The sequence below is a fragment of the Acinetobacter lwoffii genome (genome assembly GCF_024129435.1).
Lineage (GTDB): Bacteria > Pseudomonadota > Gammaproteobacteria > Pseudomonadales > Moraxellaceae > Acinetobacter > Acinetobacter lwoffii_F.
In genome coordinates, this window is the sequence record NZ_JAMXXN010000018.1 from 1 (window position 1) to 15727 (window position 15727).

13 protein-coding genes are annotated in these 15727 nt (G+C 41.9%); 9 read left to right on the forward strand and 4 right to left on the reverse strand.

Translation table 11 applies throughout. The features are described 5' to 3' along the window. Positions 1–145: 145 nt before the first annotated feature. On the reverse strand, positions 146–1243 hold the full coding sequence (locus tag NI455_RS11220; protein ID WP_253114205.1) for an OmpW/AlkL family protein: 1098 nt from the start codon (positions 1241–1243) through the stop codon (positions 146–148). Positions 1244–1693: 450 nt separating this feature from the next. Here NI455_RS11220 and NI455_RS11225 point away from each other — a divergent pair, with 450 nt between their 5' ends. Next, positions 1694–1873, forward strand: a complete 180-nt coding sequence (locus NI455_RS11225) for a hypothetical protein (RefSeq protein WP_004646507.1) — start codon at positions 1694–1696, stop codon at positions 1871–1873. 286 nt (positions 1874–2159) lie between these two features. On the opposite strand, the gene NI455_RS11230 is transcribed toward NI455_RS11225, so the two are convergent. Continuing rightward, a complete protein-coding gene (locus tag NI455_RS11230) occupies positions 2160–2948 on the reverse strand; it encodes an A1S_2505 family phage non-structural protein (protein WP_253114207.1) in 789 nt (262 codons plus the stop codon). Positions 2949–3313: 365 nt separating this feature from the next. Between NI455_RS11230 and uvrB the strand changes: the two genes are divergently transcribed. The 8 genes from uvrB to proB all read left to right on the forward strand — a co-directional run bounded on the left by uvrB (position 3314) and on the right by proB (position 14087). Beyond that, complete coding sequence (gene uvrB, locus NI455_RS11235; RefSeq protein ID WP_253114209.1) at positions 3314–5335, forward strand: excinuclease ABC subunit UvrB; 2022 nt, start codon at positions 3314–3316, stop codon at positions 5333–5335. Between the two features lie 144 nt (positions 5336–5479). Then, positions 5480–6067: a lipocalin family protein gene (locus NI455_RS11240; RefSeq protein ID WP_253114211.1), complete on the forward strand. Its 588-nt coding sequence runs from the start codon at positions 5480–5482 to the stop codon at positions 6065–6067. Between the two features lie 162 nt (positions 6068–6229). Next, positions 6230–7168 carry an EamA family transporter RarD gene (gene rarD, locus NI455_RS11245; RefSeq protein WP_004730115.1) on the forward strand — a complete coding sequence of 313 codons (939 nt, stop codon included), beginning with the start codon at positions 6230–6232 and terminating at the stop codon, positions 7166–7168. 109 nt (positions 7169–7277) lie between these two features. Next, a complete protein-coding gene (locus tag NI455_RS11250; protein ID WP_253114213.1) occupies positions 7278–9044 on the forward strand; it encodes a hypothetical protein in 1767 nt (588 codons plus the stop codon). 240 nt (positions 9045–9284) lie between these two features. Next, the gene (locus NI455_RS11255) at positions 9285–10742 is read left to right on the forward strand and encodes a glyceraldehyde-3-phosphate dehydrogenase (RefSeq protein WP_005246822.1); all 1458 of its coding nucleotides are present in this window, start codon (positions 9285–9287) and stop codon (positions 10740–10742) included. A 183-nt stretch (positions 10743–10925) separates the two neighbouring features. Further along, complete coding sequence (locus NI455_RS11260; RefSeq protein WP_004730108.1) at positions 10926–11300, forward strand: winged helix-turn-helix transcriptional regulator; 375 nt, start codon at positions 10926–10928, stop codon at positions 11298–11300. 408 nt (positions 11301–11708) lie between these two features. Further along, entirely contained in the window at positions 11709–12926 is a 1218-nt protein-coding gene (gene cgtA / locus NI455_RS11265; RefSeq protein WP_004279681.1) for an Obg family GTPase CgtA, read from the forward strand. Positions 12927–12953: 27 nt separating this feature from the next. Then, on the forward strand, positions 12954–14087 hold the full coding sequence (proB, locus tag NI455_RS11270) for a glutamate 5-kinase (protein ID WP_253114215.1): 1134 nt from the start codon (positions 12954–12956) through the stop codon (positions 14085–14087). Between the two features lie 74 nt (positions 14088–14161). Here the strand turns inward: proB and NI455_RS11275 are convergent, their stop codons facing one another. Together NI455_RS11275 and NI455_RS11280 are read right to left on the reverse strand one after the other, a co-directional pair. Beyond that, the gene (locus NI455_RS11275; RefSeq protein ID WP_253114217.1) at positions 14162–14758 is read right to left on the reverse strand and encodes a phosphatase PAP2 family protein; all 597 of its coding nucleotides are present in this window, start codon (positions 14756–14758) and stop codon (positions 14162–14164) included. Between the two features lie 164 nt (positions 14759–14922). Next, complete coding sequence (locus NI455_RS11280) at positions 14923–15627, reverse strand: SIMPL domain-containing protein (protein ID WP_004646521.1); 705 nt, start codon at positions 15625–15627, stop codon at positions 14923–14925. Positions 15628–15727: the final 100 nt, after the last annotated feature.

Consider the following 15727-nt stretch of genomic DNA (forward strand, 5'->3'; position numbering starts at 1 on the left):
CGTGCCATTGAAAATATAGAAATAAAAATAACTCAAAGGAGGATTTTAAGTATTTAAAACCAATTCTTCAAATGAGGACACGCCCTAATATATTAAGCCTAAAAAAACGGCCGAAGCCGTTTTAATTAAAAATCGGATATTGAGCTTAGAAACGCATCCCAATCCCGGCATAGGCCAGAATCGGATTGACTTCGATATCGGCTTTAGAGCGAATCAGTTCACCTAGATTTGCATCTGTCACTGTAATTGTCGTGTCATTTTTCAGATGTGCATAAGAGACTGAACCGACTGCAAACCAGGTGTCATTAAAGTCATAGCTAAAGCCGACCGTGGCCACGGGCGCGAAAGCATCGGATGCTTCAAGTTTGACTTTTGGATCGGCCCCTTCATTTGGCGTACCATCTAGAGAAGCACCTGCTTTGTTTCGTTTAATGTTGGCAATCATATGTCCGGCAGCAATCAGGTCCTGCTCGGTACGTGAGTTAATTTCCAGTTCATTGAAATAGGCATACATCACACCTAAGCCGACATAAGGCCGGAATTTATTGACCCCTGTTTTACCAAAGTGATACTGGAATTCAAAGGCAGGTGTCCAGGCGCGGGCAGAGGCGGCCGGCCCATAAGCTTCCAGATCAGTAATGAGAATATCATTTTTTAATTCAATGCCGGGTAAATCAATTCCACCTGGAATTTGTGGAATCAAATCAAGACTTGGAGTCGCAAGCGCAGAGAAAGGAGCATAAATTTTACCACTGCCTTGCAAGTCTACTTTAGGTGGAATGCCGGCTTTCATTTCAAAAGAAATATTATCGGTAAAATAGTAATTGGTCATGATGCCTAAAGTGGTGACATCATCCGCTTCCAGGCCTGTACCAGGATTACTCCAGCTTTCCAGTCCATAAATTTCAGCTCGCCCACTGAGCGCTGCAGGCAGTGTTTCTGTACCAAGTCGATCCAGAATATTAACAAAAACAGAGGAAAGGTTTGGATCCATGTCTGGATCAAGATTATTTTTCACAGAGTCAATTGAGATATCACCTACTTGTGATGTTTCGCCTTCTTTAACAGCAGTATTCACTTTAAAGGGCTGGGCCTTGCCTTGCGGCATCACATGCAATGCACCGACTGATACCGAGAAACGCTTAAAGCCATCTCCATCTTGCAAGCTAAAATAAGGGGAATCTGCATGCGCGACCATAGGTAAAGTGGCTAGGCCTGCCATACATGCCAGCAATGTTTTCATTGATTTGGAACTCCATGTCCAGTGTGTTTATTCGTTTTTCTAGTTAACTAATTATGTGAATTACATTAAAAAATTCAGTTATAGAACAACAGGTCAAAAGTCAATCGATGGTTAATATTGGTAATTTATGTATATTTTTTGTTTATATCTCTTGAGTTTTAAGAAATGTATAGTGTGTAAAAATCATTATTTTTATCTGACTAGCTTAAGTATAAAAATGAAGGAAATTTACTCTTGAGAGCGTTAAAATTTCAATCCTATGAATTTTTATCATGGAAGATATAGAGGAGAGTTTAGGTAAATTTTAGGCTGCATTGATTCAAGCATTTATTATCATGGGATGATTTTTTATTTTTCCAAAACAAGAGCATATGAATTTATCCAAGATCCTGCTACCCAGTCGACTGAGTTTTTTTGTACAATAGCCGCATATATTATTGAGTGAATCACATGAGCACCCAAACTCCTCCCAAAAAAAAGCCCCTGGTTAATTTACCTTTCCCGATCAAACAGGCAGAGCAAAATGCTGCAGAAGAAGTTCTGGAAGATTTAAGACCAAGACCACAGCGTTATGCTGACCGTACCTGGATGCCACCACGTGGTACTCGCCGTTCAATGGGCAAACGCTAATTGATCAGACTCAAAAAGCTATGATAAATCATGGCTTTTTTTGTGGAAATTTTTAGGGAGTTGATGAGCAATATTTGATTCATCTTTCGCGCAAAGAGAAAATGGTGCTCTAATTTATCCAAATCTTTTTCAATTTTACTCTTAATACAGCAAACGAAATATTTAAGCTCTGTAAATACCCATCAAAATAAAATCCAGACCAGATTGATTTCATATTCGACATTTTAGCCGTCCATAAAAAAAGCCAATTCAAACATTGGCTTTTTTGAAAGATATTTTGATAGCACTAACGAATGCTTTTACGCGCTTTATTTTCCGGTTTCGGTGGCGCAATTTCTCGCTCACCTTGCCAGACATCAATAAAATCTTTCTCGTTAATATTATAAAGTTCCAGTAGCGCTAAAATCACGCCTCCAAATAACATGGCACCTTCTGAATGGCTCTGAAAATCGACTAGTTTGGTATTCAGATTGTGCAGGATATCTTCAATTTCAAAGACACGTTCCCGCCCATTGCTGTCGGTCGGATAGATCTGGGTATTTAAAATAATTCTCGCCAAACTTTTTTCATTTTCGGTTAATGGCAGTTCTTCAATCAACTTATCGCTGGCCGGAGTTAAAATCACGGAATCGCGGAATATGGTATGTAAGAAATTTGCGCTTAATTTTGGCAGCGGCTTTTCGACAAAAGGACGGAAAGATTGCGGGAAAATCACATTACGTGAGATGCCTTTAAACATTGGGGCAATTTCCTCGACCTTATAACCTGCGATCCCACAACCCAAGGAAGTAATAAAATATTTATTTTTAGGATGATTTTTGGTGTAAATCTTAAAGTCATCAATATAGTGCTGGATTTGTGAGAGCGGCATTTGTTGCAAATGCTCGTTCATGGTGGGAATAGCATAGCTCTGACCCGCCCAGCCACGACCCACGCCCATGACTGCACCAAAATGCTCAAGTGCCGTTCTGGCTGCTCCACCACCATGCTGTCCAGCCAAGTTGCTGCCAAAAACAAAAACCGTATTTTCCGGAAGGGATTTAACAATACTTTCATCGTGATAGTGGTAAGTCATAATTGTCTATTCTAGGCCATCCTGATCTTCATGTTGCCCGTGAAATGCATAGGGGTCAAGGCATTATTCTGCAGCGATATCCAAACAGAGAGAGTAATATTTCACCCATAAGGCAAAACATGATGCCGAGTATGCACAAATAAAGCTGCTGGCTGAAAATGCTTGGTTTTTTCTGTATTTATTCGCTTTGTAACTGTATATTTTATTGATGATTTTTCAAACTAGAGAATGAGTCAAGCGCTAACAAATAATGAATACTAATATTGTTTTATTTTACCAAACAGAAACCTAAGCAGGGATTGAGTAATTCCAATTTACCCTCATAATAAATCAAATCTATATCCGCAGCGAAGTCAGCGAAAGCTATGAGTGATAAAAAACCCTTTGAATTAGTGACCAGTTATCAACCAGCAGGCGATCAGCCACAGGCCATTGAAAAACTTGTCAAAGGCATTGAACAGGGTTTTCATGATCAGCTTTTACTGGGGGTTACTGGGTCTGGTAAAACCTATACTATGGCCAATGTCATTGCACAGACACAGCGTCCGACCATTGTCATGGCACATAACAAAACTTTGGCTGCGCAGCTCTACGGCGAATTTAAAGCATTTTTCCCCAATAATGCCGTCGAATATTTTGTCAGTTATTATGATTATTATCAGCCGGAAGCCTATGTGCCATCTTCAGATACTTTTATCGAGAAAGATGCTGCAATTAATGACCATATTGACCAGATGCGCCTTTCTGCAACCCGTTCACTCCTAGAGCGACGTGATGCGATTATTGTCGCATCGGTATCTGCGATTTATGGTTTGGGTGATCCAAATGCCTATATGAGCATGTTGCTGCATGTGGTGGAGGGTGACCGCATTGGCCGTGATGATATTATTCGCCGTCTGGTCGAGATGCAGTATTCGCGTAACGAACTGGAATTTCTGCGTGGTACTTATCGTATTCGCGGTGAAATTATTGATATTTTTCCGGCTGAATCGGATCAGGATGCCATCCGGATTGAACTGTTTGATGATGAAGTTGACTCTATTCGCTGGTTTGATCCGCTGACCGGGAAAATGGTTCGTAAAGTACCTCGTGTGACCATTTATCCTAAAAGCCACTATGTTACGCCTAAAGACAATTTATCCCGTGCGATTGAAACCATCCGAGACGAACTTAAAGATCGTCTGGTGTTCTTCCGGGAAAATGACAAACTGTTGGAAGCCCAGCGGATTGAACAGCGGACACGCTATGATCTGGAAATGATGCAGCAATTAGGTTATACCAACGGCATTGAAAATTACTCACGTCATTTATCTGGACGCCCTGCGGGTGAAGCGCCGCCGACCTTGTTCGATTATATTCCGGATGATGCCTTGCTGATTATTGATGAATCGCATGTGACGGTGCCGCAGATTGGTGCCATGTATAAGGGCGACCGTTCGCGTAAAGAAAATCTGGTCAATTACGGATTCCGTTTGCCAAGCGCGCTGGATAACCGGCCAATGAAATTTGAGGAGTGGGAACGGATTGTGCCGACGACTGTGTATGTCAGCGCAACGCCCGCACGTTATGAGCTGGAAAAGTCCCAGCAGATTGTCGAGCAGGTGGTACGCCCGACCGGTCTGATCGATCCAGAAATTGAAATTCGTCCAGTTCTGACGCAGGTCGATGATGTGCTTTCCGAAATTAATCTGCGTAAAGATATTAATGAGCGGGTGCTGGTTACGACCTTGACGAAGCGTATGGCTGAAGATTTAACCTCTTATTTGAAAGAATATGGGATTAAGGTCGCTTATTTACACTCCGATATCGATACCGTCGAGCGGGTCAAAATCATTCATGAACTGCGTACTGGGGTGCATGATGTACTGGTCGGGATTAACCTGCTGCGTGAAGGGCTGGATATGCCGGAAGTGTCACTGGTCGCCATTCTGGATGCCGATAAAGAAGGTTTTCTGCGTTCTGAGCGCTCTCTCATTCAGACCATTGGCCGCGCTGCGCGTAACCTGAAAGGTAAGGCGATTCTGTATGCAGACCGAATCACTGATTCGATGCAGAAAGCCATTGATGAGACGGACCGTCGTCGTGCCAAGCAGATTCAGTTTAATGAAGAACATGGCATTACCCCGCGCAGTGCAGTGCGTCAGGTGATCAAGGAAATTGATACCGGTGAAGTATTGGATGATGATTCAATTGAATTGAAAGCCTCGGATCAGGCACGTGCGATCAGTGCAGATGAGCGGCATATCATGGCAGATCCAAAAATGTTTGCGAAACACATTAACAAGCTTGAAAAGGAAATGCTGAAAGCTTCCAAAGAGCTTCAGTTTGAGCAGGCTGCGCGTATGCGTGATGAAATTGTGCGTTTAAAAGCCCAGATGTTTGATTGATTGTTGTTGCATTAAATCTTATTTAAATGACGTAAAATCAATCACAAAGAAAACATAATGTAACAAATTTAGGAATTGGATAAAGCTATTGTATGAACAGAAATTTTTAAATAAATATTTTGTGAACATGTAATAGGTATCTTTATGACAACTCAAAAATCTTCACGTACTGGATTAAAGCTGGCAAAAATTGCGGTGGGTAGTGCGGTTCTTCTCGGTTTGGGCGCCGCTACCATGGCCTATGCGAAAGAGGAGCCATTACCGACCATTGAGAAAGTTGAACTGGACCGTTATCTGGGAACATGGTACGAAGTAGCGCGCAAACCTTTATATTTTCAAAACAAGTGTGATCGTGATGTCACAGCGACTTATACTTTAAATGAAAATGGCAATATCGTAGTGGATAACCGCTGCATTAAAAAAGATGGTGGACAAACCCAGTCATTGGGCGAGGCATTTGTGCAAAATCCACCGCAGAATACCAAGCTAAAAGTCAGTTTCTTACCAGACTTTATTCGCTGGATTCCGGTCGCTCGTGGCGATTATTGGGTCTTAAAACTGGATGAAAATTATCAAACTGTTCTGGTTGGTGAGCCTAAACGCAAATATATGTGGATACTCTCACGTGATCCTCAATTGGATAAAAATGTGGTAAATGAATATTTACAATATGCACGGTCTGTCGGTTATGACCTGAGTGATGTAATTCATACTAAACAAACTCAAAGATAAAAAGATCGTCTTAATGGGAACCATGCTATGGCATGGTTTTTTATTTTATGAGTCGAAAGACAATCTAAAATCGAGAGATAACTACATTTTAAATAGATGAAGCATCAAGCTTTCTATTGTACTAATCGTTATAATGCCGGCGAATGAAAGTAGAGTTTAACTATGTATAAAGGCATCGCGTTATCTGTCTTGGCCTCTGTGGTTTTTGGAGTGCTGTATGTATTTACGCCTTTTTTACAGCCTTTAGATAGTGAACAGACTTTTGCTTGGCGTATGCTGGCGACTTTACCATTCCTCACAGCCTTTATGTGGTGGTCGGGTGATCTGAAACATATTAGCAATATCTTTAAGCGGGTGTTGCAACAGCCTTCATTCTTGATCTGGTTGCTGATCAGTTCACTGTTGTGTACCACGCAATTGTGGCTGTTTTTGTGGGGTCCCATTAATGGGCGTGGTCTCGAAGTTTCACTCGGTTATTTTCTCCTGCCTCTGGTGATGGTGCTGGTCGGCTGTGTGCTTTATAAAGAAAAATTGTCATCTTTCCAGATGGTCGCCGTTGCTCTGGCAATGTTGGGGGTAGGGCATGAAATCTGGCGGATCGGTTCAATCGCATGGGAAACGGTCTATGTCGCTTTAGCTTATCCACTTTATTTCTTTATGCGGCGTAAATTCGCGACCGATCATCTTGGTGGATTCTGGTGGGATCTATTTCTGATTTTGCCTGTGGCATTTTATTTGGGCTTTATCTATAGCGATTCTATGTCGCTTATGTTGAGTCATTCTCATTTGATCCTGGCAGTTCTTGGATTGGGCTTTTTAAGTGCGCTCGGTTTAGGTAGCTATATTTTGGCTAGCCGATATTTACCCTTTGTCATCTTTGGGCTGTTGAGTTATCTGGAGCCGGTACTGCTTGCTTTTGCCTCGATGGCACTGGGTGAGCGTGTGGAATCAGGTGAATGGCTGACCTATATTCCAATCTGGTTGGCTGTTTTACTGTTGATTGTGGAAGGAATATTGCATTTAAAACAGCAGCAGCTGAAAAAAAATGAGCTGGCAAATAAAGCTGCACAGCTAGAAAAAATCAGAAAAAATAATGAATAATGTGGTTTGCATAAGCATTATATTCGTCAGACAATATTGACCTGATTATTTTTAAAATCATCTACCATTTTGTTTAAAATAATGTTTTCGATATATTAAGGGGATAAACATGTCACAGATTGCGATTCCATATCAGTTACGTGCACGTTTATCACAACTGGAACCAAGTCTGGATTTAAATTGGGAGCGAGAGCTTCGTACTATTCTGGCAGAAGTTTCACCCGAATTAAAAGAAAGTATTGATTTTCAAATTTTAAAGCCCAAGAAAATTCTTTGGGATCAGGAAATGGATCAATACCGCTATCAGGCTCAATATTCGGTAGAACGTCTTAGCCAAAAATTTCTCAATGACCGGATGCGTTACTATGCCAGTACCTTTGGCTTGTCACTGAAAAGTTTGCAGGGTTTGAATGATAGCTTGCAAATTGCGGACTATCTGGAAAACGTCCTGGAACAAATTGATAAAATTGATGTCAATGAAAACTTTCAGATGCAGCGTGAAAAACTGGAACTGCGCCGTACTTTTTTATTGAATGCTGCAGAAATTATTCGTGGTCTTCAATTGCAGCCGGTCGAGGGCGTACGTAAGCTCACTGAACAGCAGGTCAAATGCTTCATTATTGAAGTTTTTATCAAGCAGCAATTGTTGAGTTATTGGTATAAGCCGCTATTAAAAAAACAGACGGCGGAAATGACGCATCCACTTTTCCGTTATTTCCTGATTAAAGAACAGCAGATTCGTCATTTTGATATTGTCCGTACCTCGCAATTTCTATTTATCGTTGCGCCGGTGATGGATGTGCAGCAAAACCCGTATTCGATTCGCCGTTTCCTGATTGAAGAGAAAGGTGCACTAGAAGATCAGGTTTATCTGAATATCCTGGTTCTGGACCTGCAGGATGACATGAATGAAGAAGTAGTGGAAACCCTGAAGTCGCAGATGCAGCGGATGGTGACTTTACAGAGCCAGATTCATTTGGATGTAATCGACATTGTGCATACGCTGGAACAGGTGTCCGAGCTGAAGTTATTGCCTTTACTGGTTGAGCCCATTCAAGTGGTAGAGAAAAATGCCGATGTGGTGGCACAACGCCACCTGAAGCAGTTTGAAGAAATTATGACGCGAGAATTGCTTTTGCCGATGCGGGATGCCATTCGTGATCATTTATCGCATATAGAAGAGTTTGATTATCTGTATCTGCATGTCCATAAAATATTTACAGAAATTCTGGCCTATTACCGCGATTTCAAATCCCAGCCGGGTTTTATGTTTAATCAGTACATCCAGAATTTTGAATATAAATTGCTGGCTTTTATCCGTTTACTGGAAAAGCGTAAAGGGGAAACCTTTATTCCTACCTACCGCAATGAATGGCAGGTCATGCATCAGCGTTCACAGCAGGCTATTCTGGATATTCAAAATACGATTTCTGAAAATGTACAGCAATACCGAGACCTGAAAAAATATATCAATACACTGCAGCGGCAAAAAGCGGATGAAGCGAAAAAGTCCGTATTTAAAAAGTTATGGCGTAAAAATAATTTCGATGAGGCGATTGAAACTGCACTCAACCAATTGCAGCAATTAAAGCGCAGTATGTTCCTGGAAATTATCCAGGTGCCAAGAACACATGAAAACTGTAGCGTATTTCTAGAATTTGAAAGTTTGCAGCATCTACAGCAGGTTGATCGCCACTATGCTTTTCCCTCTGGAGACAATGGTCTGACCCGTTTACCTGTACTGATTCATTTGCCCGAAACCTATGATGATTTTGATGTGGAAAATTTCAATGCCTCTATGAGTCTGGACATGAATTTTTCAGCCGGCAGTAGAATTCAGCCGGATCAGGGTGGCACGCTAAATTTTGAACTTTAGATTTGTTTGAATAAACAACATTTAACAAATTTGTGCTAGGTATTGAAAAATAGTGGTCTTTAGAATTTTTGGATGCAAAATCATTCAGCTAATTACAACTATTTTTGAAATTTATAGTGAATATACGTTAAAAACTACCCGTCTCAACGAGCTTTTGATTCAAACTTGCGGCCAATTCCATTACAATTGTCGGGTTTAGAAATTTATGCTTAGATTTACAATTAATTAGAGGACGTATCTGTGAGCAAAGACACTATTGTTGCCCTCCATGCAGAACACCAAGGTCGCTGGAAAAACCGTGAAGAACTTGCGGAACGTATGATTGCCCTTGTTGGCCAGTTATATCGTGAAAAAAATATTGTAGCTACAGTTTATGGTCGCTCTTTAATTAACCGTTCTGTGATTCAGATTTTGAAAGCACACCGCCGTACTCGCGTACTCGATGTTGAACTTTCTGTAGTTGATACTTTCCCAATTCTTGAAGCATTGGTGAAAGTAGACAACATCGGTTCTGCTGAAGTTGATCTGGGTAAACTTGCTGTTGAATTTAAAGAAAAAGGCGGCGACATCGATGCATTTGTTGCAGACGCTGTTAAATCGATCGAAGGCAATGCTGCTGCTGTAGAACATAAAGATGTGGTTCTTTATGGTTTCGGTCGTATCGGTCGTATCCTGGCGCGTTTGATGATTGGTCAATCAGGTCTGGGTCGTGGTCTTAGCCTGAAAGCAATCGTTGTTCGTAAATCATCGGATGGTGATTTGGAAAAACGTGCATCTTTATTGCGTCGTGACTCTATTCATGGTCCATTTGCAGGCACAATTTCTGTAGATGAAGAAAACGAGGCAATCATTGCCAACGGTAACTTTATCAAAGTGATTTATGCATCGAATCCTTCTGAAGTAGACTACACTGCATACGGTATCAACAATGCACTTGTGATCGACAACACAGGTAAATGGCGTGATGCTGAAGGTCTTGCTCAACACCTTAAATGCCCGGGCGCTGCTCGTGTGATTCTGACTGCACCTGGTAAAGGTGACATGAAGAACGTAGTTTACGGTGTAAACCAAGCGGATATCCTTGATGAAGATACCATCATCTCTGCTGCAAGCTGTACGACTAACGCTATTACACCTACACTGAAAGTATTACATGACAAATACACGGTGTTGAATGGTCATGTTGAAACAGTTCACTCGTTCACGAATGACCAGAACCTGATCGACAACTACCATAAAGCTGACCGTCGTGGTCGTGCTGCAACATTGAACATGGTTATTACTGAAACTGGTGCAGCGAAAGCAGTAGCGAAAGCGCTTCCAGCTCTTCAAGGTAAATTGACAGGTAACTCTGTACGTGTACCTACACCAAACGTATCTCTTGCGATTCTTAACCTGACTTTAGGTCAAGACGTTGATCGTGATGAAGTGAACGAATACATTCGTCAGATTTCAATCGGTTCTAGCCTGCAAGGTCAAATCGGTTATACCAACTCGACTGAAGTGGTATCTTCTGACTTTATTGGTTCACGCACTGCAGGTGTATTTGACGCGCAAGCAACGATCACTTCAGGCAACCGTTTAACTGCTTATGTTTGGTACGATAACGAAGTGGGTTATAGCTGCCAGGTATTGCGTATTGCTGAACAAATGGGTGGCGTAAGCTATCCAAAAGTTCCTGCTGAAACTAATGCATAATTAGTATTTAGCTAAAAAAAGAGCCTCATTTGAGGCTCTTTTTTTATGATTTTTTTATTTAAAGCAGACTTTTTAATCTAATAAGAATTAATAAATCTGCTTGCTGGCGAAATATGAATCTGATAACTTACAAAGAGTAAGTATATTAAAATGAGTAAGTAATAAAAATATTGTGAGAATGTTATGACAAATTATGCAATCAGCCCGTTACTGGGGCAGGTTTTATCAACTGAATGTCCATCACGTGAAATATTGGAACACCTTGCCAATAAATGGTCGGTCTTGGTTTTGCGTTGCCTGAGTGAAGGGGTGCATCGTTTTAGTGAACTGAAACAACGCATTGAAGGGGTAAGTGAAAAAATGCTCTCCCAGACTTTAAAAATGCTAGAACAAGATGGTTTTATTTTGAGAACGGTTTATCCGGTGGTGCCGCCAAAAGTGGAATATCAATTGACGATTACTGGCTCACAAGCGGCTGAAAAAATCATGTATTTAATTGGCTGGATTGAAAAAAGTCTGCCAGATATTTTAGAGCATAAACAAAGTATTATTAAATAGTTTTCATTAAGTGGCAGGAATGCAGTGTTTATGAAAATACAAAATTTGAACTTATCTTGGTGTATATAAAATACAGATTTTAAAAGGTATCCGCATCAGAATATTTTCTTGTGAACACGGCTTTTGAAAAATTTACTCCTCTATAAATTATTTTAAAAATCATTAAGAAATTCACAAAAAGAATTTCCAAAATAGGGGATAGTATTAGGGCAAAAGCGCTTGATTTCCTACCACTTCTTTTCCATCTTTTAAGCATTCTGTTTCTAAATCTATGCCTTAGATAGGTCAAATAGGCTTGGTGAGAAAACGACTAACTAAGATTTATGGGATTGCTGCATAATTCTATTCGAGAAATTCTTTAAAATATGGCAGAATATGGGGTTTTAAAGTTTTTAGAGGATTGGCAATATGCGCTTTGTTGATGAAGCAGTCATTACCGTAGAGGCTGGCGACGGTGGCAATGGCGTAGCCAGTTTTCGCCGTGAAAAATTCGTGCCATTTGGTGGTCCAGATGGTGGTGATGGTGGTCGTGGCGGCAGCATTTATATTCAGGCTGACGACGACACCAGTACGCTAGTTGATTATCGTTATACACGTAAATATCGTGCAGAACGAGCAAAAAATGGCCGTGGGGCGAACTGTGCTGGTCGTGGCGGTGAAGATACCGTATTAAAAGTTCCGGTAGGAACAACAATTGTAGATGTAGAGTCTGGTGACATTATTGGCGACTTGATCGAAGACGGTCAACGCGTGAAAGTTGCAGCAGGCGGTGATGGTGGTTTAGGTAATACCCACTTTAAATCATCGACCAACCGTTCACCACGTAAGTGTACGCATGGTCAAAAAGGCGAATTCCGTGAAATCCGTCTAGAGCTTAAAGTTCTGGCAGATGTCGGCTTGCTGGGTATGCCAAATGCGGGTAAATCCACCTTCATTCGTGCTGTATCAGCGGCAAAACCAAAAGTTGCAGATTATCCATTTACCACCATGGTGCCAAACCTGGGTGTGGTCGATGCCGATAGTCACCGTTCATTCGTGATGGCAGATATTCCAGGTCTGATCGAAGGGGCATCTGAAGGTGCAGGTCTTGGGATTCGCTTCCTGAAGCACTTGGCGCGTACCCGTATCTTGTTACACATCGTTGACGTACAGCCGATTGATGGCTCAGATCCGGCACATAATGCTAAAGCAATTATGAAAGAGTTAGAAAATTTCTCCCCAACGCTTTCAAAACTGCCGATCGTATTGGTGCTGAACAAAGTCGATCAGTTGGCTGAAGAAACACGTGAAGAATGGTGCACCCATATTCTTGAAGAATTGCAGTGGGAAGGCCCAGTTTTTGAAACTTCTGGCTTAACGGCTGAAGGCACCAAAGACGTAGTTTACTACCTGATGGATCAGATCGAAGAGCAACGTGAACGCGAAGCTGAAGATCCAGAATATGCAGCAGAAATGAAAGCATTCCGTGATCAGCTTGAAGCTGAAACACGAGAACAAACCATCGCTGCAAAAGAAGCGTATCGTGAGATGCGTCGTCAGCAACGTCTTGCCGGTATTCTGGGCGATGATGAAGATGATGAAGATGGCGATGATGATAGTGATGTGGAAGTGTACTACGTACGCTAATCTCTGAGAGAAGAGTCTGAGGACAAGATGATAGAAGTGGTAGATGGGCAGCGTCAGCTCAAGGGTTGTAAACGAATCGTTGTTAAAATCGGATCATCTTTACTCACAGCAAATGGACAAGGTTTAGATTTAGATGCCATCTCGCATTGGGCGGGACAAATCGCAGATCTACACAATGCAGGACACGAGATTATTCTGGTGTCTTCCGGTGCTGTGGCTGAAGGTATGGTGCGAATGAAACTTGAGAATCGACCCACCGATCTACCCAGTCTTCAGGCTTGTGCTGCCATCGGTCAGATGGGTCTGATCCATACTTGGTCAAGCGTACTAGAGAAACACCAGATTCGAACTGCGCAAGTATTGTTAACCCATGATGATCTGGCAGATCGTCGTCGTTATCTCAATTCATGTGATGCTTTGCAGAACCTGATTGACTGGCGTGTGATTCCGGTGATCAATGAAAATGATACTGTTTCGACTGACGAAATTCGCTTTGGTGACAACGACACACTTGCTGCGATGGTTGCGGGTCAGGTTCATGCAGACCTTCTGATTATCTTAACGGATCAGGAAGGGATGTTTGACTCAGACCCACGGTCTAATCCAGATGCCAAACTGTTCCATACCGTACGTGCGATGGATGAAAGTCTGTTTGATATGGCCGGTGGAGGCGGTAAATTTGGTCGTGGTGGCATGCTGACCAAAGTTCGTGCTGCACGTCTGGCTGCAAAGTCGGGCTGTCCGACCTTAATTGCAAGTGGTGATAGTGATGGTGTTCTATCACGTCTAATGTCTGGCGAATTGTTAGGTACTTTATTTGTGACTGATAAAGACCGGATGACAGCGCATCAGCAATGGTTGGCTGCTCACTTGCAAACCGCAGGTCGTTTAGTGATTGATGATGGCGCAGTGAAAGCCATTAAAGACAATCATCGCAGCTTATTGCCTGTAGGGGTGAAAGCGGTTGAGGGTCATTTCGAACGCGGTGATGTGGTGGAATGTGTCGATACACAAGGTCACCGGATTGCGGTCGGTCGTGTCAACTTCAGTTCGCGTTCAGCAGATATCGTTCGTGGTCTGGCATCAGATAAAGTGCATCAGGTGTTAGGTGAAGTGCGTTCGCTGGAAATGATTCATCGCAATCATATGGCGATTTACTAAATTATTCAGATTCAAGTTTAGAGATTCAAAAAATCCCGCTTTCGAGCGGGTTTTTTATGACATTTTAATTAGATTTATTTGATCCAGCCCATTCGAATTAAAGGCGAAAATACCCAATAATGAATACCCAAAATAAAGTTTATGATTTGATTCTCATATTTCCACCACAGCGGCAAGCCAGCTAAATTTACTATTATTGCCATCAGGAATGCACCCAGCATATCAATTGGAAAATGCACACCGACATAAACACGCGACCATGCCACCAGCCAAGCTGTCCAGATTAGAATTCGTCCCAAGTCTCGCTGCGGTGAAAAATAATAGGCGAAGGCAATCCCACTAAAAATACTCATATGGTTGCTGGGAAAAGAACCAGTCGGTGCATGTTCAATCAGGGTGCGACCAACATCCATCACAAACGGGCGTGGGGTATTGAGTACCGCAGACAATACTTCACTCATCAATAATGTAATAGCTGTAAAGATGAAGGCTTTAATAATCCCTGTTTTTACTTCGTAACTACCACGGAACCAAGCAATAGCAAAAATCAGCAAAAAAAGATAAACCAGGTCATGCGCAATCAGGGAGGCATAGTTGATCATCCAGATTGAGGCTTGGTCGGGTACATTTAAGATATGAAACAGCTGAAGGTTCAGTTGGTCAAGGGACATGAGCAGAGAGGAGTGGAACAAATGTCCGTTACTCTAAACCGGTCAAGCCTCAATTCCTACCTGAGTTTGTATGAATTTGTAGCCTTGCTTTTTAAAGAATATTCACATGATAAAAAACCACTCAAAAGAGTGGTTCTTAAAAGTCCGAATAATATAATGAAGTCTTATTTAAACTGAATCGCCCCATTCGCACTGACCGTCATTTGCGATTCACCCGCCGCAACTTCCTGCTCAGGAACCGCCATATCAGCCGATGCAGATTTCATCATGGCCATACGCGGTACTGGCTGTGGTGAATAATTGTTAGTATTCAGGTTTAAGTTCACCAGTTGATAACTCGGTTTGTTCCAGGTCTGGGTGAGTGCCTGTGCGCGTTGCTGGAAGTTTTTGGTGGCTTCAATCATCAGCTCGCTTTCAACTTTTTTACGCTTTTCATCTGATACTTTAAAGTTAATCGACTGGGTCTGGAAGTGCTGTTGTAATTCGGCAATCAGTTGAGACGTTGCTTTAAAATCTTTCGATTCCAGACGAATCTGAGCACGACCACGCCATTCTTTCAATTTACGGTTGTCATTGTCATAAATAGGATAAGTGCTTTGTGCGCCCGTCTCGATTTTCACAGTAGGATATTTGCGTGCTGTGGCGATCGCCTGATTCATCAGCTGGTTAATTTGAGTGGCTAGTTCAGCCGGCTGTTTGTTGGATTTTTCAATATAAAGCACAGCATGCATTTCATCATTTGAGATTTCACGGCTAGCCTCTGCTGAAAGATTAACAACATTATAATTCAGAGATTCAGCAGGAGCTGCAAATGCGCCTGTGGCGAGGGTGCTGGCAAGGATCAAACTGGTAAGTGCTAAGAGACGCATGAAATTGTCCTGTTTTTCTTAAAATTGGCCATCTAAGCCGTTGTTAAAATATTAAATCTCAATTGTGATCTTTTTACGAAATATTTGTCGTAAGAGTGTT

Bases quoted from the DNA above. Each gene is read 5' to 3' on its own strand.
- NI455_RS11220 (WP_253114205.1), bottom strand. From the start codon at position 1,243: ATGAAAACATTGCTGGCATGTATGGCAGGCCTAGCCACTTTACCTATG.
- NI455_RS11225 (WP_004646507.1), top strand. From the start codon at position 1,694: ATGAGCACCCAAACTCCTCCCAAAAAAAAGCCCCTGGTTAATTTACCT.
- NI455_RS11230 (WP_253114207.1), bottom strand. From the start codon at position 2,948: ATGACTTACCACTATCACGATGAAAGTATTGTTAAATCCCTTCCGGAA.
- uvrB (WP_253114209.1), top strand. From the start codon at position 3,314: ATGAGTGATAAAAAACCCTTTGAATTAGTGACCAGTTATCAACCAGCA.
- NI455_RS11240 (WP_253114211.1), top strand. From the start codon at position 5,480: ATGACAACTCAAAAATCTTCACGTACTGGATTAAAGCTGGCAAAAATT.
- rarD (WP_004730115.1), top strand. From the start codon at position 6,230: ATGTATAAAGGCATCGCGTTATCTGTCTTGGCCTCTGTGGTTTTTGGA.
- NI455_RS11250 (WP_253114213.1), top strand. From the start codon at position 7,278: ATGTCACAGATTGCGATTCCATATCAGTTACGTGCACGTTTATCACAA.
- NI455_RS11260 (WP_004730108.1), top strand. From the start codon at position 10,926: ATGACAAATTATGCAATCAGCCCGTTACTGGGGCAGGTTTTATCAACT.
- cgtA (WP_004279681.1), top strand. From the start codon at position 11,709: ATGCGCTTTGTTGATGAAGCAGTCATTACCGTAGAGGCTGGCGACGGT.
- proB (WP_253114215.1), top strand. From the start codon at position 12,954: ATGATAGAAGTGGTAGATGGGCAGCGTCAGCTCAAGGGTTGTAAACGA.
- NI455_RS11275 (WP_253114217.1), bottom strand. From the start codon at position 14,758: ATGTCCCTTGACCAACTGAACCTTCAGCTGTTTCATATCTTAAATGTA.
- NI455_RS11280 (WP_004646521.1), bottom strand. From the start codon at position 15,627: ATGCGTCTCTTAGCACTTACCAGTTTGATCCTTGCCAGCACCCTCGCC.